Here is a 24,787-nt window from a genome sequence, read left to right as displayed (position 1 = left end):
GGGTTTCAGCCGCCCGTCATGTTCATGAAGCGAATGACCTGGACATCGTCGTTCACTTCGAAGTTGTGTCGATAAGGCTTGAGTTTCATCGCCTCGATAATGGCTTTTTCCAGGCGCTCGGGCTGTCCGGGGTGGCTGCGCAAGACCGCCTTGAGATCCACGGAGTGCTCATTGCCCAGGCACAGCAGCAGACGTCCCTCCACGGTCAGCCGCACCCGATTGCAGGTGCCGCAAAAGTTGTGGCTGTGGGGTGAGATGAACCCCAGGCGAATCTGCGGCGCCTCGGCCAGGCGCCAGTAGCGCGACGGACCCTGGGTCGACTCGGCGGAATCAATCAAAGTGTAGCGTTCGGCAATGCGTTCGCGGACCTGGCTACTTGCGAAAAACGATTCGGCGCGGCTGTGCTCGTCGATGGTGCCCAACGGCATTTCCTCGATGAAGGAGATGTCGAGGTTACGGTCGATGGCGAAGCTCACCAGATCATTGATCTCATGGTCGTTGCGACCTTTCATCACCACGCAATTGAGCTTGGTGTTGCGAAATCCCGCCTGGTTGGCCGCGTCGATGCCTTTGATCACCTGCGCCAGGTCACCGGTGCGGGTCAGTTCGCGAAAACGTTGCGGGTCCAGGCAATCGAGACTGATGTTGAGGCGCTTGACCCCGGCTTCGAACAACGGCCCGGCCAGTTTGGCCAGCTGCGAACCGTTGGTGGTCATGCACAGTTCACGCAGGCCGGGCAGGGCGGCGATCTTCGCGCACAACTGCACCACGCCCGGACGGATCAGCGGCTCGCCACCGGTCAGGCGGATCTTGCGGGTGCCCAGCGCCACGAAGCTTTGTGCCAACTGATAAATCTCTTCCAGCGTCAGCACCCGTTGGCGCGGCAGAAACTGCATGTCCTCGGCCATGCAATACACGCAACGGAAATCGCAGCGGTCGGTGACCGACATCCGCAGATAGTCCACGCGCCGGGAAAACCCATCGATCAAGACTTGTTCTGACATGACACCCTCGCTTGGCACGCATTGAATGAATGTTCCGTGTAGGAGCGAGCTCTGCTCGCGATGGTCGTTAACGATTACGCGTGCTTGCTGGTTGAACACGGTGCTCTTGAATCCATCGCGAGCAGAGCTCGCTCCTACAGAAATTGCGCCGATAACGGATTTATTGAGCGCAGGTGTAGGAGCGCTGAAAACGGATTTGTTGTGCGCAGGCTAAGAGCAACTTGTCGGCCCGTCCAATCACTATTAGTAACCGGTTGATCGAGTGCATCTATGATGGATTAAGTTGCAGCCTTAACGGCTGGTTAAATCTTATAAGCTATTGATAAAAAACAATAAATATCGATGATAAATATCCTCGATCATGTGGTCGTAAATAGCGATTAGACAATAATTATTCCCTGTTCATATGCTTTCTCCGTCAAACGATCAATGGCCTGAATCAGGTCACGGAGAAGTACCATGTCTCAAGTCGACCGCTACAAACCCTACAAAGGTGCCGCCGCTGGTTGGGGCGCGCTGATTGCTGTTACCAAAAACTGGCTGGGCAGTGAAAACGCGCTGAAGAATATTCGCGCCATGCTCAAGACCAACCAGAACGGCGGGTTCGATTGCCCCGGTTGTGCCTGGGGCGAGTCGCCGGAAAACGGCATGGTCAAGTTCTGCGAGAACGGCGCCAAGGCGGTTAACTGGGAAGCCACGGGCCGTTTGGTCGACCCGGCCTTCTTCAACAAATACAGTGTCTCGGCGCTGGCCGAGCAGAGCGATTACTGGCTGGAGTATCAGGGCCGCCTGACCCACCCGATGCGCTATGACGCGGCCACTGACCGTTACGTGGAAACCACCTGGGACGAAGCGTTCGCGCTGATCGCCCGGCACCTCAACGCGCTGGAATCGCCGGACCAGGCCGAGTTCTATACTTCGGGCCGGGCCAGCAACGAAGCCGCCTTTCTCTATCAGCTGTTCGTCCGGGCCTACGGTACCAACAACTTTCCGGACTGCTCCAACATGTGCCACGAAGCCAGCGCGGTGAGCATGATCGAAAGCCTCGGCGTGGGTAAAGGCACCGTGGTGTTCGACGACCTGGAACATGCCGATGCGATTTTCGTCATCGGTCAGAACCCCGGCACCAACCACCCGCGGATGCTTGAACCGTTGCGCGAAGCGGTCAAGCGCGGTGCCCAGGTGATCTGTATCAATCCACTCAAGGAGCGCGGGCTGGAGCGCTTCCAGCATCCACAGCACCCGATCGAAATGTTGATGAACGGCTCCGAGCCGACCAACACAGCCTACTTCCGCCCGGCACTGGGCGGCGACATGGCAGTCATGCGCGGCATGGTCAAGTTCCTGCTGCAGTGGGAGCGCGAAGCTCAGATCAGCGGCGGCGAACCGGTGTTCGACCATGAGTTCATCGCCGAACACACCTCGGGAATGGGCGCTTACCTGGGCGAAGTCGACGCAACCAGTTGGGAGCACATCGAGCAGCAGTCTGGCATGCCATTGGCGGACATCGAACTCGCCGCCCGCATGTACGCCCGGTCCAAGCGGGTGATCATGTGCTGGGCGATGGGTCTGACCCAGCACACGCACTCGGTGCCGACGCTGCAGGAAGTCATCAACCTGATGCTGCTGCGCGGCAACGTCGGCCGTCCCGGCGCAGGCCTGTCACCGGTTCGCGGTCACAGTAACGTGCAGGGCGACCGCACCATGGGTATCAACGAGCTGGCGCCCACCGATTTGCTCGATGCCCTGGAAAAACGCTTCTCCTTCAAGCCACCCCGCGAGCACGGTCACAACACCGTGATGGCGATTGGCGCGATGGAGCAGGGGCGTTCGAAAGTGTTTATCGCCCTGGGTGGCAACTTCGCCCAGGCCACCCCCGACACGCCACGTACCCACGCCGCGTTGCGTAAATGCGACCTCACCGTGCACATCGCCACCAAGCTTAACCGCAGCCATCTGGTCACCGGCCGTGAAGCGCTGATCCTGCCGTGCCTGGGCCGCACCGACATCGATATCCAGGCTGAAGGGCCGCAAGGCGTCACCGTGGAAGACACCTTCAGCATGATCCACATCTCCCACGGTCAACTGAAACCGAAGTCGAAACACCTGCGCTCCGAGCCTGCGATCATTGCCGGCATCGCCGCCGCGACACTGGGCAAGCACCCGATCGACTGGAACTGGGCCATCGGCGACTACGGTCGCATCCGCAACATGATTGCCGACACCATTCCCGGTTTCGAAGATTTCAACCAGCGCTTGCTGCATCCGGGCGGTTTCCACATGCCCAACGACGCGGCCAGGCGCATCTGGAAAACCGCCAGCGGCAAGGCCCAGTTCACGCCGAGCGTGCTGCCGGAGCACCTGATCAGCGAGGGCGTGCGCAACCTGACGGTCAAGCCACACCTGATTCTGCAGACCATGCGCTCCCACGATCAGTACAACACCACGCTGTATGGCCTGGATGACCGTTATCGCGGGGTGTACGGCATGCGCGACGTGGTGTTCGCCAACGAGCAGGACATTCGCCGGCTGGGTTTTGAGCCTGGGCAGAAGGTCGACCTGGTGGCGCTGTGGGACGACGAGCGCGAGCGTCGGGTCAGCGGTTTCACCCTGATCGCCTACGACATTCCGGCCGGTCAGGCAGCGGCGTACTACCCCGAGACCAACCCGCTGGTGCCGCTGGAAAGTTACGGTGACCGCACCTTCACCCCGACTTCCAAGTTCATCGCCATCCGGCTGGAGCAGGCGAAGGCCAGCAACCTGATTTCGACTTCCGCCGCGTAGCACCGGGGGCGGCCCGGTGCCGCTCACCTAACCCTTTCGACTTGTGTTGGCTGCAGGCCCCCGGCCTGACGGTGGCCCGGCCGTGTGCCGCCGTTTTTCAGCCGCAATGAGGATATCGACATGTTTAACCTGGAGGCACTGGACCTGGCGCGCATTCAATTCGCGTTCACGGTTTCGTTCCACATCATCTTTCCCGCCATCACCATCGGGCTGGCCAGTTTCCTGGCGGTGCTCGAAGGGCTTTGGCTGAAGACCCACAACGACACCTACCGCGATCTCTACCATTTCTGGTCGAAGATCTTCGCTGTCAACTTCGGCATGGGCGTGGTCTCGGGGTTGGTCATGGCCTACGAGTTCGGCACCAACTGGAGCCGTTTCTCCGACTTCGCCGGCAGCATCACCGGGCCGTTGCTGACCTATGAAGTGCTCACGGCGTTCTTCCTCGAGGCCGGTTTTCTCGGGGTCATGCTGTTTGGCTGGAACCGGGTAGGGCGCGGCTTGCACTTCTTCTCGACGGTCATGGTCGCCATCGGCACCCTGATTTCGACCTTCTGGATTCTTGCGTCCAACAGCTGGATGCAAACGCCCCAGGGCTTCGAGATCGTCGACGGTCGGGTGATGCCGCTGGACTGGCTGGCCATCGTGTTCAACCCGTCGTTCCCGTACCGCCTGGCGCACATGGCGATTGCCGCTTTCGTGGCCACCGCGTTCTTTGTCGGCTCGTCGGCGGCGTGGCACCTGCTGCGCGGCAACGACACCAAACAAGTGCGCAAGATGCTGTCGATGGCGTTGTGGATGGCCTTGATCGTCTGCCCGATCCAGGCAGTGGTGGGTGACGCCCACGGCTTGAACACCCTGGAACATCAACCGGCGAAGATCGCTGCCATCGAAGGGCACTGGGAAAACAACGGGAGCGAAGCGACGCCCCTGGTGCTGTTCGGCATCCCCGACATGCAGACCGAGAAAACCAGGTACGCCATCGAGATTCCGTACCTGGGCAGCCTGATCCTGACCCACAGCCTCGACAAGCAGATCCCGGCGCTCAAGAGCTTCCCGAAAGAGGACCGACCCAATGCGACGGTGGTCTTCTGGAGTTTCCGTGTCATGGCCGGGCTGGGCATGTTGATGGTGCTGGCCGGCGTGCTCGGCCTGGCCCTGCGCCGCAGCGGCGCCATCTACCGCAATCGCTGGTTCCTGCGCCTGATGTTGTGGATGGGGCCAAGTGGCCTGATCGCCATGCTGGCCGGGTGGATCACCACCGAAGTCGGGCGCCAGCCGTGGGTGGTGTATGGCCTGCTGCGTACCGCCGATGCCGCGTCCAATCACAGCGTCGCGCAGTTGAGCATCTCGCTGGCGCTGTTCGTGGTGATTTATTTCTCGGTGTTCACGGTGGGCATCGGCTACATGATGAAACTGGTCGGCAAAGGACCGCAGCCCCATCACGGGCATCCGGTCGACGGGCACTCCGATCAGCTGGTCACACCGCGCCGGCCGCTGTCCGCCGACGCTGAAATTCTCGAAACCGACGCCCGCGTCAATTGAAGGAAGGGAGTTGAGTCATGGGTATTCAAGGTATCGATTTATCGCTGATCTGGGGCGTGATCATCGCCTTCGGCGTGATGATGTACGTGATCATGGACGGCTTCGACCTGGGGTTGGGCATTCTGTTTCCGCTGATCCCGGATGCGAAGGAGCGCGATGTGATGATGAACACCGTGGCACCGGTCTGGGATGGCAACGAGACCTGGCTGGTGCTGGGCGGCGCGGCACTGTATGGCGCTTTCCCGCTGGCCTATTCGGTGATTCTGGAAGCGCTGTACCTGCCGCTGATCCTGATGTTGTGCGGCTTGATCTTTCGCGGTGTGGCGTTCGAGTTCCGTTTCAAGGCCAGCCCTGAAAAGCGTCATGTCTGGGACATGGCGTTCATCGGCGGTTCGCTGCTGGCGACCTTTTCCCAGGGCGTGGTGATCGGCACTTACATTGCCGGCATCCCGGTGGTCGATCGCCAGTTCGCCGGCGGTTCGCTGGACTGGCTGGCACCGTTTCCGCTGTTCTGCGGTGTCGGTCTGATCGTCGCTTATGCGCTGCTCGGCAGCACCTGGTTGCTGGTCAAGACCGAAGGCATGCTCGAATCGCGGATGCGCCTGTTCACCCGGCCCCTGGCCTGGCTGCTGTTGGCGGTGATCGGTGTGATCTGTGTGTGGACGCCCATCCTCCATCCGGAAATCGCCACGCGCTGGTTTGCCCATGCGCACCTGGGGGTGTTCGGTGGTCTGGCGGCGCTGGCTTTGCTGGCGATGTTCGGCCTGCTCAGGACCCTGCGCCAACGTCACACCCATTGGCCGTTCGCCTTCACCCTGATGCTGGTATTCCTCGGTTATATCGGCCTGGCGTTCAGCATCTGGCCGAACATCGTGCCGCCGTCGATCAGCCTGTGGGCAGCGGCGTCACCGCCAACCAGCCAGTTGTTCATCCTGATCGGCGCGCTGTTCATTCTGCCGATCATCCTGATGTACACGGTCTGGAGCTACTACGTGTTTCGCGGCAAAGTGAGGATTGGCGATGGCTACCATTGATTCTTGTGAACGGGCACCTTGGTACAAGCGACTTGGGTGGCTGGTGGTGATCTGGCTGGGCAGTGTGGTTGCGTTGGGAGTGGTGGCGGGGGGATTGAGGATGTTGATGCATGCGGCGGGGATGAGTAGCCACTGATGGCCAGTCATTAAGGAGTTCCAGTTCACGTTGATGCGTATGCATGGATTGGATTGGATTGGATTGGGTGAATATCCATTCCTGCGGTAACGACCACCTATGGTTCCGCTCTTACAGCGGGTCACTTGGAAAAGCGGAGCGCCACCCGGCCCCAAGTAACCAAGGGCTCTTGCCCCTGACGTTCGGTGCCTCGCTGTGGCTCGGCATGCCCTCGCTCCGGTCCTGCTCCGTGGGCCCGCCGCCATCGGCCATCCATGGCCGGCGGCGGCTAACCCGGCATCCATGCCGGGTTGCCCACTGCGCAGAGCCGGAACGAAGCCTCTCGAGGAGGCGTGCACCGCAACAGCAAAAGCGAGGCGGCCTATCGCAATTGAACTCGTTTCCCTGTAGGAGCGAGCCTGCTCGCGAAAAACGTCTGAACAACGCGATCAAGCAGACAACCCGCGTTATCGTTGACGTCCATCGCGAGCAGGCTCGCTCCTACAGGTATGAGGTAGCTCTGGCTTTTGATTTTGATCTGCCCCATCGGCCTGCCTGCCCGATCGCAATTGAGCTCGTTTCCGTGTAGGAGCGAGCTTGCTCGCGAAAAACGCCAGGACAACGCGGGCATTCAGACAGCCCGCGTTATCGTTGACGTCCATCGCGAGCAAGCATCGCTCCTGCAGGTGCCCCGTTGGATGGCCCGTCCGCGACACATTCAGAGTCTTGTCATTACTGCGCCCCAAACAGCGCCGTCCAGTAAATCCCCGCATCGCTCTTCGGATCGGTCGCGTAAGCCGCGCCCAGTTCGCGGAACTGTGGGTTCATCAGGTTGGCGCAATGGCCGGGGCTGGCCAGCCAGCCTTCGACCACCTTGTGCGCGGTGTCTTGGCCGGCGGCGATGTTTTCGCCGATCTGCTGGAAGTCGTAGCCGGCCAGTTCCGCGCGGTCGCCCGGGGTGCGGCCATCGCGGTCCTTGTGATCGAAGTAGTTGTTGTTGGCCATGGAGCGGGCGTTGCCTTCGGCGGCGGTGGCCAGCGCGGCGTTCCAGGCCAGCGGTGGCGCGGCGGCGAAGGACTGCGCGCCGCACTGGCGTGGCCGGGTGCGTGCGGCGTTGAGTTCGGTGAGCAGCTTCTGGCCTTCGGCCTGTGCGTCGCCCAGGCGTGCGCTCAACAACGGCCGTGCGACGACGATGCGCCATTCACGGTCCTGGCGGCTGACGCCGACATCGACGAATTGCGGGTCGAGGACGATCTGGCAAAAGCTCTCCTGAATCGCCTTCATCGCCGAGGCGGCATCGCGAGGCCCGGACAGGCTGATGGCCTGCACATTCTTCATGGGATAACCGGCAGTGACCATGGCCTGCTGCAGATTACCGATGTTCGGGGCGGTCAGCACCAGGCGCGGGTCGGCCGACAGGGGTGGCAGCTCCGATGAAGCCTGGCCTGCGCAGCGCTGCGGTTGGCTACGGTAGACGTTGATCGATTCGATCAATTGCGCTTCGTCGGCCGCGACGGCGTTGGCGGCGAATACCAGGCTCAGTGATACACCGGCCAAACGCATTGCGGATGAAATGAAACCCATGAAAATCCCCCTTGAGCAGATTGCGCCCATGATGCGCGAAGTTGGCCCATCTAAGACAACGGATTTATCCAGAGTGTAGTGGGGTGGGCGAATTCATTTCACTACTAGACTCAATTGAACCACTCACCAAGTGACACCGACCATGCGCTTCGACTGGATCGCCACCTGCCTTGCCCTGACGTTGCTTGCCGGCCCGGTATCCGCTACGGATCAAGAACAAAAACAGGAATCGGCCGAGAACAAGGCCGAGGTGTTGGAACAGAAAGCCGCCGAGAGCAACAACCCGGCACCAGCGCCCAAGGCAGAAGCCATTACCCCGTCAGAAGTCCAGGCTGTCGACCCGGCCGGCGCCGCGCCGCTGGACGATGCAATCACCTGCCTGGCCCGGTCCATTTACTGGGAAGCCAAGGGCAAGGACGCCGCCGACATGGAGGCGGTGGCCAATGTGGTCATGAATCGCCTGGGCCACGAGGGCTTTCCGGACACGGTGTGCAAAGTGGTCAAGCAGGGTTCGGAAACCAAGAGTTGCCAGTTTTCCTGGTGGTGCGACGGTAAATCCGATTCGGTCCAGGAAGAGGTGCCATACGCGATGGCCAAGGAAATCGCGCGCAAGGCCCTGAACAAGGAACTGCCGGATCGCACCCAGGGTGCCCTGTATTTCCATGATCGTACCGTCAAGCCGGATTGGGCCAGGCAATACATCAGGACCGTGGATATCGGTTTGTTCCGGTTTTACAAACCCCATGGCGGATCGGCCAGATAACCACGGTGTTTTCGGCCGGATATTTTATTTTTTCGAGGTGGCGCGAGGCGTTATCCAAACTGAAATGTGTCTGTTTTATAAGCTTCATAACGCAACCGTGCGCGAATGAAGCCATAAGCAGGGACTACACATGAAGTTGACGAGGGTCCGGATCAGTCATCTCGCGTCGATCGCGGCGCAGTCGCCGGCGCGTTTCCCATGACCGTACTGGTCACCGGTGCGGCCGGTTTCATCGGCTTTCATACGGTCCAGCGCTTGTGCCGCGAGGGTCAGGAGGTCGTTGGTATCGATAACCTCAACGACTACTACGACGTGGAACTCAAGCACGCACGTCTCAAGGTGTTGGAGACTCTGCCGGGTTTTCGCTTCCGGAAAATGGACATCGTCGACAAACCTGCCCTGATGAGCCTGTTTCAACAACACGCTTTTACCGAGGTGGTGCACCTGGCGGCCCAGGCCGGGGTGCGCTACTCGCTGGACAACCCGGATGTCTACGGGCAATCGAACCTGGTGGGTTTCCTCAATGTGCTCGAAGCCTGTCGGCACCATCGCCCCGAGCACCTGATCTACGCCTCGAGCAGTTCGGTGTACGGCGCCAACAGCAAGATGCCGTTCAGTGTCGAGGACCCTGTCGATCATCCCGTTTCGCTGTACGCCGCCAGCAAGCGCGCCAATGAACTGCTGGCTGAAAGCTATTGCCATTTGTATGGCCTGAAAGCCAGTGGCCTGCGCTTCTTTACCGTCTACGGCCCTTGGGGTCGTCCGGACATGGCGCTGTTCAAGTTTACTGACGCCATCCTCAAAGGCCTGCCCATCGACATCTACAACCAGGGGCAGATGTACCGCGACTTCACCTTTGTCGACGACATTGTCGAAGGGATCGCCCGACTGCGGCCAAGGCCTCCGGTGCCGGAAGGCTCTGTCGCCGGGGTCAACCGGATCTTCAACATCGGTCGCGGCATGCCGGTGGCATTGCTGGATTTCGTCGAGTGTCTGGAATCAGCCCTGGACCTGCAGGCCCGGCGCAACTACCTGCCAATGCAGGCCGGTGACGTGGTCAAGACCTGGGCCGATGTCTCGGCGCTGGCCGATTGGGTGGGCTTCAGCCCGCAGGTGACGCTGGAAACCGGCGTCGGTGAATTCGTGAAGTGGTATCGGCAGTTCTATCAGATTTGAAGCGTTCGCCTCTGATCTCGAACAATCAAAAAAGGCGAGAGAGACCCCATGAGCCAAGACATTTTTGTATCCGTAGTGATTCCCGCCAAGAACGAAGCGAACAACCTCAAGCCATTGCTTGAAGAAGTCCGCGTGGCGCTGGCCGATGAGGCTTACGAAATCATCGTGGTCGACGATGGCAGCACCGATTCGACCCTGCAGGAACTGCGGCAGATCCGCCATGACGGCTTGAACACCTTGCGCATCTTGCATCACGAGCGGTCGCTGGGGCAGAGCACCTCGCTGTACCACGCGGCCCGTGAGGCACGCGGGCAGTGGCTGGCGACCCTCGATGGCGACGGCCAGAACGACCCGGCGGACATTCCCGGCATGCTGGCGCTGGTGCGCGGCGAACCGGGCAAGGTCGATGTACAACTGGTGGCCGGGCACCGGGTCAATCGCCGTGACACCGCGAGCAAGCGCTACGCCTCGCGGTTCGCCAACAACCTGCGCCAGCGCCTGCTCAGGGACGCCACCCCGGACACCGGTTGTGGCCTGAAGCTGATCGAGCGCGCGGCGTTCTTGCGTCTGCCGTACTTCGACCACATGCATCGCTATATTCCGGCGCTGATCCAGCGTCATAACGGGCGCATGATCGTGCACCCGGTCAACCACCGTCCGCGCACGGCCGGGGTATCGAAATACGGCAACCTCGACCGTGCGCTGGTCGGCGTTCTTGACCTGATCGGCGTCTGGTGGCTGATCAAACGCACGCGCCTGAACACCCAGGCCCAGGAGCTCGAAGGATGATTCTGACCCGTGAAACCCTGTGGTTGCTGGTCGGCTTTGCCGGGCAGGCTGCCTTTACCGGGCGGTTTGTCTTGCAGTGGTTGTACAGCGAGTACAAGAAACGCAGCGTGATCCCGACCAACTTCTGGTACCTGAGCATCGTCGGCAGCACCTTGTTGCTCGCCTACGCCATTTACCGCCAGGACCCGGTGTTCATCGTCGGGCAGGCGTTTGGCTCCCTGGTCTATTTTCGCAACCTGCAATTGATTGCCAAAAGCAGAAGCGCAAAGGAATAAGCAATGCGTAGATCGTTGTCGCCCAGGGTCGAGTGCCTGGGGCTGATGCTGCTTGCTCTGTTGCTGATCGGCGCGGGCATGGGGTTGCGTCAGGCTCAGAATGTGGACGAGGAGCGTTTCCTCGGTGTCGCGCTGGAGATGCTGCAGAACGGCTCGTGGCTGATCCCGCACCGGGCCGCCGAGATCTACGGTGACAAGCCGCCGATTTTCATGTGGACGGTGGCGTTCTTCACCTGGCTGACCGGCAAACCCAACATCGCGCTTTATATCCCGGGACTGTTTTCGGCGGTGACGGTCACGGCGATGGTCTATGACCTGGGCCGTCGCCTGTGGACCCAGCGTACCGGGCGCAACGCCGCGCTGTTGTACCTGGCGACCTACCAGACCTACAGCATCCTGCGCACCGGTCAGATCGACAGTTTCTTGATTCTGTTCACCTCCCTGGGCCTGTACGGTCTGGCACGGCACCTGCTGCTGGGACCTGCGTGGCGCTGGTTCTACGCGGGCTGCGCGGCCATGGGAATTGGCGTGATCACCAAAGGTGTGGGTTTCCTGCCGGCACTGTTGCTGATTCCCTACGCCTATGGGGTGCGCAAAGGCTGGCCCGGTGTGGTGGCGATGCCGGGCGAGGCGCGCAAGTGGTTGCTCGGGTTTGCGCTGATGCTTGGCGCCATCGCGATCTGGCTGTTGCCCCTGGCCTTGTCCATCCTCTTCAATGGGAGCGCGGACGAAGTTGCCTATGCGCGGGAGATCCTCCTGCGCCAGACCGCGGGCCGCTATGCCGCCGCGTGGCATCACCGCGAACCGTTCTGGTATTTCTTCACCAACGTAATCCCGCAGTATTGGCTACCACTGGTGCTGGTGCTGCCATGGCTGGTGCCGGCCTGGCGCCGTCAGTTGCAAAAACGCGACGGCCGGGTCTTGGTGTTGCTCGGTTGGGTGGTGCTGGTGGTGCTGTTTTTCTGCATCAGCACAGGCAAGCGCAAGTTGTACATCTACCCGGCGCTGCCTGGGCTGGTGCTGGTCGCCGCGCCGTTGATCCCGTGGCTGCTCACGCGCTGGTTCAAACGGCACCCGCGTATGCGTCGGGTGTTCCCGGCATTGGTGGCGACCTGGTTCGCGTTGTGGTTCGCTCGTGGTTTCATCGAACCGCTCAAGGACGGCACCAACGTTGATCAGGTGCTCATGACCCAGGCGGCGTCCATGACCCGGGGCGCCGATCTGGTGCTGGTCAACTGGGAGGAGGGGCACTGGTTGTTCGCTCGGCAACCGATCGTGCATTTCGGCATGGACAATTCGACCATCGAAAAGGCCGCGCGGTATCTGCGCGAACACCCCAAGGCCTACGCATTGGTGCCGGATGACGTACTGAACCAGTGCTTCAAACCCGAAGCGGCCCGTGAACTGGGGGAAAACGCCCGGGCGAACTGGTCGATCGTGGGCGCGGATGCCGATAACGGCAAATGCCTGCCGCAAGAGGCCGGCAAAGCCTATCGGTTCACCTGGATTGACCCGCACATGCCATTGGCGCCTGCGCAGGTAGCCAATCCCTGAGGGGATTTGTAGGAGCCGGCTTGCCGGCGATGGACTCAAATGCGCCGCGTTTATCCAGTTCACACGCGTTATCGTTAACGACCATCGCTGCGATGCGGCGACCCGACAAGCCAGCTCCTACAAGGTCACTGACTGGCGTCCAGCACCACGCGGTAGCGCGCCTTGCCACTGCGCAAGTGATCGATGGCCTCGTTGACGCGGCTCATGGGAAACATCTCGACCTGCGGCACAATCTGGTGGCGTGCGCAGAATTCCAGCATGGTCGCGGTGTTGGCGGGCGAGCCGACCGGTGAGGCGGACATGGTTTTTTGCTGGGGAATCAGCTCGAACACGTGCATCGGTATGGCATCGGGCACGACGCCGACAAAGTGCAGGCGACCCTTGCCGCGCAGGGTGGCGAGCATGGCGCTCCAGTCGAGGTTGGCGTTGGCGGTGACCAGCAGAAAATCCAGGGTGCCGGCAATGGCATTGAGCGCATTGGTATCGGTCGAGGCGACCACCTTGTGTGCGCCCAGGCGCCTGGCTTCGTCCTGCTTGCTAAGCGATGAGGTGAACGCCGTGACTTCGCAGCCCCAGGCGTTGAGAAAACGTAGCGCCAGGTGACCGAGACCGCCAATACCCACCACGCCGACCCGGTCAGTGGGCTTGATGCCGAATTCCAACAGCGGGTTGAACACGGTCGAACCGGCACAGAACAGCGGCCCGGCCATAGCCGGATCGAGTCCGGTCGGGATCGGCAGGGCCCAGGCCCAGTGCGAACGAATGCGGTCGGCAAAGCCGCCGTTGCTGCCGATGATGGTCGGTTGCACGGTGCGGCACAGGTTATGGGAACCTTCGATGCACGACGTGCAATGCATGCAACTGCCCTTGTACCAACCGATGCCCACCCGTTGCCCCATTTCCAGACCGCGAACCTGATCGCCCAGCCGCACGATACGGCCGACCACCTCATGGCCGGGGATAAACGGGTAGTGGCTGATACCCCAATCGTTGTCGATCAACGACTGGTCGGAGTGGCAGACGCCGCAATATTCCACGGCGGCTTCCACCTCGTCGTTGCCCAACGGACCGGGATCGTAGCTGTAGCGTTCCAGTGGCGCGCCCGCTGCGGTGGCGGCCCAGCCGGTAAAGGTGGTGAGTTCGCTGCTGTCGCTCATGGGATACCTCCAGATCAGAAGTCAGGGGTCTTGACCGCTTTGGTGCCGCGGCGGAGCGAGGAAAGTGTAGCGGGTTGCCGGCGTTCCATCGGGTGCGAGCCTGGATACATGAAAATACAAAGGCGCCCGATGTGGACACAGTGCAGATACATGAACGCGGTTTCATGGGCCAGGTCCCACGCATACAGAGAGATCAGTCATGTTCAGCAAACTGCAGCAGATCGCCAGATTGTTCAGCCAGAGCGCCCGATTGATGGTGGGCGTTCCCGAGTACGACAACTACGTGGCACAAATGGCCCGCAACCGTCCGGGCGAGCCAGTCATGAGCTATGAGATGTTTTTCCGCGAACGCCAGGAAGCGCGTTTTGGCCGGGGCAAATGCAATACGCGGTGTTGTTGAAGGCGTTGGGCGTATACGCGGTTTGAAAGAATCCGACGCATACGCCCGTCATGGTCACAACGGCCTAATCGAGTGGCTTGCCGGCCGTTTCCTTGACCATCGCCAGCCCGATCAAGGTCAGGCACAGGCACGCCATGACATACAGCGCCGGGGCGTTGTTATTGCCGGTCAGGCCGATCAAACCGGTGGCGAAAAACTGCGCGAAGCCGCCGAACACCGAGACACCCAGGCAATAGATGATCGATAACCCGGTGGCGCGAATCGCCCTTGGGAACAGTTCAGTGACCAACACCAGGGTCGGCACGGTGATCAACACCAGCAACAGGGTGGTGACCAACGAGACGGCCAGCAGCATGCCGAGCGTCGGGAACTGGTTCATCAGCATGAACGCCGGATAGATCAGCAACAGCATCGGGATACTGCCCAGAGCGATGGTGCGGCGCCGGCCGATACGGTCGCTGAGCCGGCCGGCCCAGATCGACAGGCTGATCTGCACCAGCGCGCCGAGGCAGGCGGCGGTGGTGCCCATGGTCATCGGCAGGTGCAGCACCGTGACCGTGTAGTTGGTCATGTAATCGAGCACGATGTAGCTGGACGCGGTGCTACCGATCACCAACAGCACCCCGGTCACGATCAGGCGACGGTAGCCGGTGAAGATCACCCGCACGCTGGAGAACGCTTCATGACCTTGTTCGGCGGCGGTTTCCTTGAGGTGACGACGGATATAAATGCCGACCGGGATCACCAGCATCCCGAGGGCAAACGGCACCCGCCAACCCCAGCTCTCCAGCGCCTCGGGCGGCAGGGACGAGCTCAGTGCCAGGGCCACCAGTGCGCCGAGCAGAAAGCTCAAGCCCTGGCTGAACAGCTGCCAACTGCCGTAGAACCCGCGGCTTCTGTCATCGGCGTGTTCCATCAGCATTGCCGTAGAGGCTCCGACCTCACCGCCGATGGCGAAGCCCTGGATCAGGCGTGCCAGCACAATGATCAACGGTGCGAAGGCGCCGATCTGCGCATAGGTGGGGGCGATGGTGAACAACAGAGAACCCAGCGCCATCAGCCACAGGGTGAGCATCATCGCCGGTTTGCGCCCGACCCGGTCGGCATAGGCGCCGAGTACCAGGCCACCGATGGGGCGCATGCCGAAACCGACACCAAAGGTCGCCAGGGACAGCAGCAATTGCCCGAGCGTGCTCTCGACCGGGAAAAACTGGCGACCGATCAGTGTGGCGAAGAAGCTGTAGACGGAAAAATCGTAGAACTCGAGACCGGAGCCGATGGTGATGGCGGCGATGGCTTTCGCACCAATCGGCTGCCGGGTCGCAGCGGTATCAGGCATGGCGGTAGAGACGGGAGTGGACATTTGACGAACTCCAGAAGACGAGGGCGATAGGGATGAGGTCAGGCCAGGAAGGTCTCGACCAGCCGCACCCAGTAGCTCGCACCTGTCGGCAGGCAGTCATCGTTGAAGTCGTAGCCGGGGTTATGCACCATGCAGCCGCCTTCGCCATCACCGTTGCCGATCAGCAAATAACAACCGGGGCAACGCTCCAGCATCACGGCGAAATCCTCACTCCCGGTCAGCGGTTGCATGTTCGCGATCAAGCCGTCTTCGCCCACCCAATCAAGCGCTACTTGCCGGGCGAACTCGGTGCTTTCGGGATGATTCAACAGAGCCGGGAAGCGTTGCGCCTCGTCGACCGTCACCGTGGCGCGGGCGCCGAAACTCGTAGCCTGGGCCTCGGCCACGGCGGTGATCCGTACAATCAGCTCGTCACGCACCTGCGCCTTGAGCGCACGCACGCTCAACTGCAACTCGGCGTGATCGGGAATCACGTTGGCGGCAATCCCGGCGTGGAACGCGCCGACGGTCACAACCGCTGTGTCGAGCGGCGCGACATTGCGCGAGACAATGCTTTGTAGTGCCATGACGATGGCCGAGCCGGCCAGTACCGGGTCAACGGCCTTGTGCGGCATGGCGCCGTGACCGCCAACGCCGTCGACCCGAATGGTCACGGTGTCGGTCGAGGCCATGAACGGGCCAGCGAGGAAGCCCAGTTTGCCCACCGGCAGTCCTGGCATGTTGTGCATCGCGAACACCGCGTCGCAGGGGAACAGCTCGAACAGACCGTCATCGAGCATGCGCCGAGCGCCGCCGTCGCCTTCCTCGGCCGGCTGGAAAATCACCACCAGCGAGCCGTCGAACTCTCGGCTCTCGGCCAGGTAACGGGCGGCCGCCAGCAGCATCGCCGTGTGCCCGTCGTGACCGCAGGCGTGCATCACGCCTTCGTGGCGGCTGGAGTAGGGCAACCCGGTCTGCTCGATGATCGGCAGCGCATCCATGTCGGCGCGCAGGCCGATCGTTTTGCCGCTGGAGCCTTGGCGCAACAGCCCGACCACACCGGTGCCGCCCAGGCCGCGATGTACCTGGTAACCCCAGGCCTGGAGCTTGCTCGCCACCAGGTCAGCGGTGGCGAACTCTTCAAAGCTCAATTCCGGATGGGCGTGGATGTGTCGGCGCAGGGCGATCATCTCTTCTTCGAGTGCACGAATGCCGGGCAGGGCGGGCAAATCGGTCATCAGATTCTCCTCGTTTTTATTGGTCGTTTTCGGCTGTTGGACTGATACCCTGTGATGCTAATGAGTTGGCGAATGTCGCGGCAGTCGCAAAAAAGGTGGGCTGAAAACCGCTGGTTTACACCCTGGTGCATCAGGAGGAAGGGATGAAGCTGCATCAATTGCGGGCGCTGGTGATGATTGCCGACTGCGGCAGCATTCGTGCGGCGGCGCGGCAACTGGGGGGGTCGCAGACGGCAGTGGCCAAGGCGTTGCGCGAGCTGGAGGAACACTTGAACCTGCCACTGCTGTTGCGCAATGCCAGCGGTGTGGTGCTGACCACCTACGGTCAGTCACTGTTGCAGCATGCGCGGCAGATGCTCAGCCAACTCGAACGCGCGCAACTGGAACTGGCACACCTGAGCGACCAGGCCGAAGGGCAGTTGCGCCTCGGCATTTCGCCGTGGATGGGCATGACCTTGTTACCCGAGGTCGTGACGCTATTCCGCCAGCGCATGCCACGGGTACGCCTGGAGATTTTCGAAGGCTTGATGGCGGTGACGTTGCCGCGATTGCGCGACGGCACCATGGAGTTTGCAGTGGGGTTGGTGTCATCACTGCTGCCGCGCCCGGAGTTCGTCAGCGAGCAGATTCTGTCTTACCGCATGGCCGTGGTGGCCCGCCATGAGCATCCACGGCGCGACAGCCGCTCGATCCACGATTTGCTGGATCAGGATTGGGTGGTCAACTACCCGGATGCCAGCCATGAAGGTTTGATGACCGAGTTGTTTTGGCAACACGGTGCGCAGATCGATATGCAACACATCCACCGCGCGCATTCACCGCAGTTGACGCTTTCATTGGTGGAGCAGACAGACATGCTCAGTTACTTCCCGGAGCCGATGCTCACCATCCCGGGCTACCGCGAACGGGTGGGGCGCCTGGCGCTGGCGGAAACCTTCGCCACCGACACCATCGGCATCGTCACCCCGCGCAATGCCCAGTTGGGGGTCGCCGGGCAATGCTTCGTCGACTGCCTGTTCTAGGTCATCCGCCGCCGCGCCCGGTCGACACGGCCGGAAGATGTCGAACTGTTCGATACGCTGGAACTGTTGATTTGAGGGTCGCTTCACAGATCCAGATCGATCACGAAGGCATCATCGAAATCAGGATTTTCATTGATGCCATTCTTGGCATAGCCCCGGGGGTTGCAGATCACGCGGGTGTTACCCACTCGATAATCAAAGCTGCCATGGGTATGGCCATGCAGCCACAGTGCCGGCTGCCAGTCCTTGATCCGCGCTTCGAGGTCCGAGACAAAGCTTGAGTTGATCGGCGAACCGGCAAAGGTCGGGCTGATGCTCGATTTTGTCGGGGCGAAATGAGAGACCACCACCGTGGGTGTGCTGCTGTCGCGGGTGAAGCAGTCTTCCAGCCAGGCGACCGTCTGCAGAAACACCAGCTGGGAAATGGCCGGCGTGAACAGGTCAGGGAAATCGGGGGCGATCTTGATGTGGCTGAAGTCACGAATCAGCCGGGTCGCCAGATCGATGCCCAGCGCCCGGTCCTCGGGGCCGTCGAGAAGGCGATAGTCAGACCACAAGGTGCAGCCGAGAAAACGCACGCCGTCGTGGACGTACTCCGAACGTTCCAGAACGTGGATCTGCGTACCTTGCGTCAGGCTGTTCAACTGTTCGTAGGTGGAGACCAGGTCACTGCCATAAAACTCGTGATTGCCTGCCACGTACAGCAGTGGAACCGGGCAGGCTCTGGCCCACTCGATAGCCTTGGCCGGCCGGGCGATGTCCCCGGCGAGCACGACAATATCGGCATCCACGACGGGAAACGGGATCGTATTGACGGACAGGTGCATGTCGGACAGCAAGGCGATGCGCATGGATCAACTCCGGCGTGTCGTTAAGGGCAGGTCATCAACTTACGCGTTGATAACCCGTTGCCACAAGTCTGCCGCCCACGGTTTTGATCTTCAGTGAACGCTAATCCAACGACCGGCCACCGTCCCTCTGGAAGGTGTTCAAACGCTTACCTGACTGGCATTGCTCTCCAGGGGCCACTTTTGTGAGCAAATGTCCTGATCAGAAATATTTGAGCCATCCGATATCGCGACGGCGTGCCTTCAATGCCGCGAACCAGCGCACGGGTAAATACAGGGATAAAGCCAGGAGCACCGCCGTCAGCCACACAGCCCAAATGCTGTCGAAACCGAAAAAATTTCCCTGGTTCAATCCGTACAACGCCACGCTGACCAGATACAGCGCCTTGAGTACGTAAAGGTGGAGCAAGTAGAAGAACATCGGCGCCGCGCCAAAGACTGCCAATGCAGTGACCCACTTGCGTTGTTGAGCCTGTTCCAAGGCACGAAGCAGTAACAGGCCAATGCCCGACGTCAGCAAAAGGAACAACAGGGAGGGCGGGTATTTTGTAATGTTGAAGAAGCTCATGAGGGTTTGCGTGATGCCTTCATGAGCGACCCAATGCACCTCGCCATAACCATTGACTGCTCGCAGTGCGACAAATCCGACCAATGTTCCGGCCCCGGCAAGCAGCAGAATACGTTGACGCTCCGCGGCCAAAACCTGGCCAGAAAACCAGGGGCCGATACTGTATCCAAGGGCGATCACACCGATCCAGGGAAGCACAGGATAAGAGGTGCGCAGACGTAAGCTGTCGCAGACATCGATCCAGCCGCGATCATGCAGAATGGCCCAGGGTATATGCATGGGCAAGCCTGTCGCGAAGTGCAGATTATCCAGCAGATTGTGCCCGGCCACGATCACCAGGCCCAGGCAGCACAGCATGGGCCTGGGTAACCAAATCAGTCCGGCCAGGGCAATCATGCAGATGCCAATGGCCCAAATCACTTGCATGTAGATCGCCGTAGGTGGGAGCTGAAATGTCCAGGCGAAATTCACCAGGGTGAACTCCAGCATTACCAGCAATAGACCGCGCTTGAACAAAAAGGCTGACACATCGCCCTTGCCCTGGTGCTTTTGGTCATACAGGTAAGCGGAAAGTCCAGTGAGCAGTATGAACACCGGCGCACACAAATGAGCAAGTGTGCGGCTGAAAAACAGCGCCGGCTCAGTGGATTCGATGTCCATGGGGTCTGCTACTTGACGGTGCAAAAAGAACGTTTCGCGCACGTGATCCAGCAGCATAAGGAGGATTACCAATCCCCTCAGGGCATCAATGGACAGCAGGCGTTGGTTCAAGCTTGTGATGGGGGGGATGTGAGTAGAAGTTGTCATCGAATGTCGCAAGCAGGGGGTGGACGGCTCTGCCAGTGGCGACTGACAGTTCATGGTTATATAAGATATAACATAACATGTATGCCTGCCGCGTGTGTATTCGCATGGGGTGGCTCGGCGTCATCGGAACTGGAGGAGGGCGGCAGCATAGCCATGATCGTTTGCATATTGCCTTCAACGCCGGCGAGGAGGGCGATAGGGAGTCGCTCGTACCTCGTCGACGTTTCTAGCCAGCTTCTACAACCCGATGAGCGAGTACAGCTGTTTCGGGCCGGTTTCGCAGGTTGGCGGTGCATCGCCGGTGTTGCAGGCGAATTGCCCTTGGCGTCGCACTAGCGACGATAGTAGCGGCGATCGTCCTCATAGCGGTGCCGCATGGCCCGATCATGGTGGCGTTCCCAATAACGTTGGCGTTCTGCTTCGCGGCGGGCCTGCTCTCTGCGCCAGTTATCTCTACGCCAGTCGTCACGGCGCCAATCGTCTCTACGAGAGTGCCAGCGGCCGTCATGCCAGTATCGGTCGTCATGGGCAAGCAACGGCCCTGGTTGCTTGCCGGCCATGCTGGCCAAGGTCGGCCAAGGATTGCCGGCAGTCTGGGCCGGCACCTGAACGACTGCGACTTCAGGTGCGAAAACAGGGGTTGAGGTCTTCATCTGTGTTGCTGATGCCGAGCCCACTGCCGCGAACGCGAACAGGCCGAAGAGCACCATCCGTGGGTCATGGAATTTCATGAGCGAAGACAACCTCTGGTTGATTTGTGGGGGAGCCTGCGGGTTCGCGTTTACCGAACGGATGTGGCTATCCACATAGACCGATAAATAGAGAAAAGTTCTAGGGGCCGCTGCTTAAATAGCTAACGGCGCCAGTGTGCGGCCCCTTTTAGGTTCGCTATCTCGATAACCGTTCCTGGCGGTTTACTGCCTTTAGTGAACGCCAGTAAACGACTGTGGATTCAACTGGTCATGCGTCCAGTAAATCGGGGCGACTCAAATACAACGCGCTGACAGTGGGCTTTCGGTCGAACATCGGCAACGGCGACCGGCAGCAGTCGGTCGATTCTGTTGAAAAAGTTGACTCGGCCAAGTAGGGGATAGATGGCATCCAGGCGTATATTGATAGTTCCAGATAGTTGAGGCGATAGTAAATCGTCGGTGGTGTGACAGGCGACAACGCTGGGGGGGCTAGATATCCCGAAGCATTTGGAGGTGTTACATGAGCCAATATCAACGACTCTTTCTGATAGCCGGTCCAGTCATGCGTCACACCCCGGCGTTGGAGCGAGCTGTCGCCATTGCCGAAGCCACGGGCGCAGCGCTGCATATCACGGTGTTTATCGAAGACTCCAACCTCTTGGGTTTGATGAGCGCCGGTGCGCGTTTTCGTGAGGCCTGTCAGCAAGAAAACGAAAAGTGGCTGAAGGATGAGGCCGGTCTAATCCGCGGACGCGGAGTTGCAGTGAGCACCGAAGTGCTTGTTACGCGCACCGCGCTGCAAGAAATACTTCGACATGTGGCAGAAATGCAACCGGATCTGGTTATCAAGGACGTGCAACACGAGTCAGCGCTCAAACGCGTTTTCATTACGCCTCTGGATTGGCACTTGTTGCGCGAATGTCCGGTGGCTGTGCATCTGGTCAGCGAACTCAGGTGTCCACTTCCACGGGTGGTAGTGGCGGCAGTCGATCCGTCACAACCCGAGACTCAGATCACTGGCATCAACGACCGCATCATCCAGGCGGCGAACGGGTTGTCGATGCAATGCAATGCGGAGTTGCATCTGCTGTATGCCTACGATCTATCGCTGACACATATATCCGACGCAGGCGCTGGTGCAGTGACGATGCCAGGCTTCAGCAGCGATGTACGCAAGTCACTGCAAAAGACATTTATCGCATTGGCCGACCACTATGGCGTACCCACTGAGCGGCAACACTTCGTTGCAGGCCCCCCTGGCAAAGCGCTGGCCGACTTTGCAGCGCATCACCGGGCCGATGTGATCGTCATGGGAAATGCGCATCGCAAGGGACTGGGCAAATGGGTGGGCAGTACGACGGAGCATGTTCTGTATCAAGTGCCCTGCAACATTTTCGCCGTTACGGGTTCTGCGGATCAGTGATCGAGAAGACACCGCAAGGCGTAGGTGACTGGATTATTCCCACTGACGCATGGTTATGACGGAGCTTGGTTGATTGCAGCCAGTGACCATGGGAAAGGCTCGGGCAAAGCGCATGACAATGCCAAATGAGTCGCAAGCCCCGAAGCGAAGTGGGGCTTGCGACTTTTTTTCGAAATCTGTTGCACAGTCCGAAACACTGACACGGGGTATCGGTGCCGACGCTTTCAGCGACTTCGAGACGATGGTCAAGGCATAGGTTGGAGGCTGGTTTTGAAGGTAGTGACCACACGGTTACGGCCTTCGTGTTTAGCGTGATACAGGCGTTGATCGGCTGTACGCAGAATTGCCTCGATCGTGTCGCCATCGCGACCGGATTGCGATACGCCGATGCTCACTGTGACCACGGTTGACCGCTGCTGGCCATGAAAAGAACTATTTGCAACGGTGCTTCGCAGACGCTCAGCGATTTCGTGCGCGCCTTCAAGTGAAGTCTGAGGTAGCAGTATCATGAATTCCTCCCCGCCCACTCGGGCGACACCGTCATACGGGCGGATCGAATCGAGGCATTTCTCCACGAAACTCTTCAGGATGTCATCGCCAACCTGATGCCCGAAGCGATCGTTGATGGACTTGAAATTATCCAGATCGAGTGCCAACACGGAGAACGGCGCACCGCCGCGTTTGGTCCGGCCAATTTCGACTTCGACCCGCTCCATGAACCGACGACGATTATCAGCGCCTGTCAGTGGATCGGTCGCCGCAAGGTGCCCGAGTTCTTGATTGGTGCGCTGGAGTTCCTGCAGGGCGCTCTCGGCATACGCCATCGCTTCGGCAAGACGCACCATCAATTCCTCTTGGCTGTAAATCTTCGAAAACGACCGCGTGGTGAGGAACGCTTGCACTACCCCATAGCTCAACATGAAGAATCCACCGGCGAAGATCGCATGAGCGAGCCACCACATATGGTTCCACGGACGTGCAAGGATGAAGGCAAGAGATGACAGCGCGAACGCGGTGACCGAGATGATAAAAATGGTCATCAGCGGCGAACGGATACGGCGCAGCAGGAGTATTGTCACGGTCAATGTGGAAAGAACGAGGGCACCACCTTCCATCGATAGGCGCACCGCGAGATTGCTGGCGATCGGCGAATTCGCGACGTACGCCACTGCCACGTCGACCAGCAGGAACAGTCCTATCCAGGTCAACCACGGGCGGGCCTTCATTCGTTGGTCCGCGGCAACAGGTGGGCGGTGGTACGACAGCAGTCCGACTAACAGCAGAATCGACATGACCAGGCGAGAGGCGGGTCCATAAAGCAGGAAGAGCCAGATATTGTGGTGTGCTTGCCCGGTGAACGCACCATGCAACGCATAGATCAGTACAAAGCCGAGAAAACCAAGCGTCATCCATCGCAGCAGCGGATCTCCCGATGACTGATAGCAGCGCCACGTTACGTACGTAACAAACGAGCCGGCCAGGGTGGCTGTCGTGATCGCAACTATATGGAACAGGTGATTCTCGAATATAAGCGTGGGGTCCTGAAAAAAGTACAAGTACCCAATCAGATAGGCCGGAACAAACGCAAATCCTGCGAGCAGCAAGTAGGCGTAAACCCTGACCATGAGGCGAACGGCTTCAGGTGACTCGTCGGTGGCGATGAGATTGTTCATGGTTCCCTCCAGTTTTAAATCAATTCAGAGTTCTTTCAGGAAGCCCAACAGCAGCTCATTGACCTCTGTCGCGCGCTCTTGCTGTATCCAGTGGCCGGCACCTTCGAGGATATGACACCCGCGCAGTCCCGGCAGTGTCTGCGCGAAGGCTTCGATCTGCCGCGGGGAACTCGGAAACTTCAGCACGCCGTCGCGGCTCCCGGCAATGAACATCGACGGCTGCCGGATAATGCAACCGCGCCAAGGTGCCAGAAGTGCCCATGAGCGCGTCATGTTGCGGTACCAGTTCAAGCCGCCGCGAAATCCGCTGCGGGTGAATTCGCGGGTGTAATAGGCAATGTCCTCAAGGCTTAGCCAGACTGGCAGTGTTTCGGGCTCGACCATCGCGCCGAGGAAGCCCTGGCCCGGCTGCAGCCGGCCGAACACCGGCCAATCGGGTCCGTCACCCGAGCCACTGAAGTAGATGCGCCGGATCGACGACTCGACGTCCCTTTCCAACTCGGCCTCGGCCACACCCGGCGTCTGGAAATACTGGATGTAGAAGTCGCTGATACCCCGCGAGGCAAGCGCGCTGAGGAGCTCCACGCGCGTCGGTGGCGAGAAGGGAACGCTCATGCCGACCACCGCGCGGAACAGATCGGGTCGCATCAAAGCTGCGCCCCAGGCTACCTGCGCGCCCCAGTCATGGCCGACGATCACGGCTTGCTGTTCGCCGAGTGCGTTGACCAACTCGACCATGTCGCCTACCAGGTGGAGCGTGGTGTAGGCGTCGGGTTCGGCCGGGGCATCTGTGCCGCCATAGCCGCGCATGTCGGGCGCTACCGCTCTGTAGCCGGCGGCCGCCAGCGCAGCAAGCTGGTTGCGCCACGAGTACCCCAGCTCCGGGAATCCGTGGCATAGCAAGACCAAGGGACCGGAGCCCTGGATGGCGACCTGCATGCGGATGCCATTGATGTCGAGCAGTTCGAGGTGTGGCTCGTTCATGTGCTCTTCCTGC

The 24,787-nt window shown here is 60.2% G+C and carries 21 protein-coding genes and 1 pseudogene; 12 read left to right on the top strand and 10 right to left on the bottom strand.

What is annotated here, in order from left to right; genetic code table 11:
• Window positions 1-5: 5 nt before the first annotated feature.
• On the bottom strand, window positions 6-1,004 hold the full coding sequence (gene moaA / locus KW840_RS21280) for a GTP 3',8-cyclase MoaA (protein ID WP_218497611.1): 999 nt from the start codon (window positions 1,002-1,004) through the stop codon (window positions 6-8).
• Window positions 1,005-1,463: 459 nt separating this feature from the next.
• On the opposite strand from moaA, the gene KW840_RS21275 reads away from it, so the two are divergent.
• From KW840_RS21275 to KW840_RS21260, 4 genes are all read left to right on the top strand, one after another.
• Complete coding sequence (locus KW840_RS21275; protein WP_218497609.1) at window positions 1,464-3,788, top strand: FdhF/YdeP family oxidoreductase; 2,325 nt, start codon at window positions 1,464-1,466, stop codon at window positions 3,786-3,788.
• A 120-nt stretch (window positions 3,789-3,908) separates the two neighbouring features.
• Window positions 3,909-5,330: a cytochrome ubiquinol oxidase subunit I gene (locus KW840_RS21270; RefSeq protein ID WP_218497603.1), complete on the top strand. Its 1,422-nt coding sequence runs from the start codon at window positions 3,909-3,911 to the stop codon at window positions 5,328-5,330.
• A gap of 17 nt (window positions 5,331-5,347) precedes the next feature.
• On the top strand, window positions 5,348-6,364 hold the full coding sequence (gene cydB, locus KW840_RS21265; RefSeq protein WP_218497600.1) for a cytochrome d ubiquinol oxidase subunit II: 1,017 nt from the start codon (window positions 5,348-5,350) through the stop codon (window positions 6,362-6,364).
• Entirely contained in the window at window positions 6,351-6,500 is a 150-nt protein-coding gene (locus KW840_RS21260) for a DUF2474 domain-containing protein (protein ID WP_090456115.1), read from the top strand. The genes cydB and KW840_RS21260 overlap by 14 nt, the downstream gene beginning before the upstream one ends.
• Window positions 6,501-7,211: 711 nt before the next feature.
• Here KW840_RS21260 and KW840_RS21255 read toward each other — a convergent pair.
• A complete protein-coding gene (locus KW840_RS21255) occupies window positions 7,212-8,063 on the bottom strand; it encodes a CAP domain-containing protein (protein ID WP_218497598.1) in 852 nt (283 codons plus the stop codon).
• Between the two features lie 142 nt (window positions 8,064-8,205).
• On the opposite strand from KW840_RS21255, the gene KW840_RS21250 reads away from it, so the two are divergent.
• From KW840_RS21250 to KW840_RS21230, 5 genes are all read left to right on the top strand, one after another.
• A complete protein-coding gene (locus tag KW840_RS21250) occupies window positions 8,206-8,826 on the top strand; it encodes a cell wall hydrolase (protein WP_154947611.1) in 621 nt (206 codons plus the stop codon).
• 198 nt (window positions 8,827-9,024) lie between these two features.
• Window positions 9,025-10,002 carry an NAD-dependent epimerase gene (locus KW840_RS21245; protein ID WP_218497596.1) on the top strand — a complete coding sequence of 326 codons (978 nt, stop codon included), beginning with the start codon at window positions 9,025-9,027 and terminating at the stop codon, window positions 10,000-10,002.
• A 48-nt stretch (window positions 10,003-10,050) separates the two neighbouring features.
• Window positions 10,051-10,791 (top strand): glycosyltransferase family 2 protein, encoded by a 741-nt coding sequence (locus KW840_RS21240; protein ID WP_218497595.1) that lies wholly within the window; start codon window positions 10,051-10,053, stop codon window positions 10,789-10,791.
• On the top strand, window positions 10,788-11,066 hold the full coding sequence (locus KW840_RS21235) for a lipid-A-disaccharide synthase N-terminal domain-containing protein (protein ID WP_095945709.1): 279 nt from the start codon (window positions 10,788-10,790) through the stop codon (window positions 11,064-11,066). Before KW840_RS21240 ends, KW840_RS21235 begins: the two co-directional genes overlap by 4 nt.
• A gap of 3 nt (window positions 11,067-11,069) precedes the next feature.
• Window positions 11,070-12,620: a glycosyltransferase family 39 protein gene (locus tag KW840_RS21230; protein WP_218497594.1), complete on the top strand. Its 1,551-nt coding sequence runs from the start codon at window positions 11,070-11,072 to the stop codon at window positions 12,618-12,620.
• 125 nt (window positions 12,621-12,745) lie between these two features.
• On the opposite strand, the gene KW840_RS21225 is transcribed toward KW840_RS21230, so the two are convergent.
• Window positions 12,746-13,777: an NAD(P)-dependent alcohol dehydrogenase gene (locus tag KW840_RS21225; protein WP_218497591.1), complete on the bottom strand. Its 1,032-nt coding sequence runs from the start codon at window positions 13,775-13,777 to the stop codon at window positions 12,746-12,748.
• A 199-nt stretch (window positions 13,778-13,976) separates the two neighbouring features.
• Between KW840_RS21225 and KW840_RS21220 the strand changes: the two genes are divergently transcribed.
• Window positions 13,977-14,177 (top strand): YbdD/YjiX family protein, encoded by a 201-nt coding sequence (locus KW840_RS21220; RefSeq protein WP_090456099.1) that lies wholly within the window; start codon window positions 13,977-13,979, stop codon window positions 14,175-14,177.
• A gap of 64 nt (window positions 14,178-14,241) precedes the next feature.
• On the opposite strand, the gene KW840_RS21215 is transcribed toward KW840_RS21220, so the two are convergent.
• Together KW840_RS21215 and KW840_RS21210 are read right to left on the bottom strand one after the other, a co-directional pair.
• Window positions 14,242-15,540 carry an MFS transporter gene (locus KW840_RS21215; protein WP_256353530.1) on the bottom strand — a complete coding sequence of 433 codons (1,299 nt, stop codon included), beginning with the start codon at window positions 15,538-15,540 and terminating at the stop codon, window positions 14,242-14,244.
• A gap of 38 nt (window positions 15,541-15,578) precedes the next feature.
• Window positions 15,579-16,757 (bottom strand): M20 aminoacylase family protein, encoded by a 1,179-nt coding sequence (locus KW840_RS21210; RefSeq protein WP_154908537.1) that lies wholly within the window; start codon window positions 16,755-16,757, stop codon window positions 15,579-15,581.
• 143 nt (window positions 16,758-16,900) lie between these two features.
• Between KW840_RS21210 and KW840_RS21205 the strand changes: the two are divergent.
• A pseudogene (locus KW840_RS21205) lies at window positions 16,901-17,854 on the top strand (LysR family transcriptional regulator).
• Between the two features lie 8 nt (window positions 17,855-17,862).
• Here the strand turns inward: KW840_RS21205 and KW840_RS21200 are convergent.
• From KW840_RS21200 to KW840_RS21190, 3 genes are all read right to left on the bottom strand, one after another.
• Entirely contained in the window at window positions 17,863-18,630 is a 768-nt protein-coding gene (locus KW840_RS21200; protein ID WP_218497589.1) for a metallophosphoesterase, read from the bottom strand.
• A gap of 199 nt (window positions 18,631-18,829) precedes the next feature.
• Complete coding sequence (locus KW840_RS21195) at window positions 18,830-20,002, bottom strand: DUF1624 domain-containing protein (protein WP_218497587.1); 1,173 nt, start codon at window positions 20,000-20,002, stop codon at window positions 18,830-18,832.
• A gap of 332 nt (window positions 20,003-20,334) precedes the next feature.
• On the bottom strand, window positions 20,335-20,733 hold the full coding sequence (locus KW840_RS21190) for a hypothetical protein (RefSeq protein ID WP_218497584.1): 399 nt from the start codon (window positions 20,731-20,733) through the stop codon (window positions 20,335-20,337).
• Window positions 20,734-21,214: 481 nt separating this feature from the next.
• Between KW840_RS21190 and KW840_RS21185 the strand changes: the two genes are divergently transcribed.
• Window positions 21,215-22,117, top strand: coding sequence for a universal stress protein (locus KW840_RS21185; protein WP_090456087.1), 903 nt, complete (start codon window positions 21,215-21,217; stop codon window positions 22,115-22,117).
• 245 nt (window positions 22,118-22,362) lie between these two features.
• Here KW840_RS21185 and KW840_RS21180 read toward each other — a convergent pair whose 3' ends face one another.
• Complete coding sequence (locus tag KW840_RS21180) at window positions 22,363-23,790, bottom strand: GGDEF domain-containing protein (RefSeq protein ID WP_090456086.1); 1,428 nt, start codon at window positions 23,788-23,790, stop codon at window positions 22,363-22,365.
• Between the two features lie 24 nt (window positions 23,791-23,814).
• On the bottom strand, window positions 23,815-24,774 hold the full coding sequence (locus tag KW840_RS21175; RefSeq protein WP_218497583.1) for an alpha/beta fold hydrolase: 960 nt from the start codon (window positions 24,772-24,774) through the stop codon (window positions 23,815-23,817).
• Window positions 24,775-24,787: the final 13 nt, after the last annotated feature.

Source organism: Pseudomonas sp. PDM30, assembly GCF_019218985.1.
GTDB lineage: Bacteria > Pseudomonadota > Gammaproteobacteria > Pseudomonadales > Pseudomonadaceae > Aquipseudomonas > Aquipseudomonas jessenii.
The sequence above is the reverse complement of the archived record's forward strand: the minus strand, read 5'-3'. Positions and strand labels throughout refer to the sequence as shown.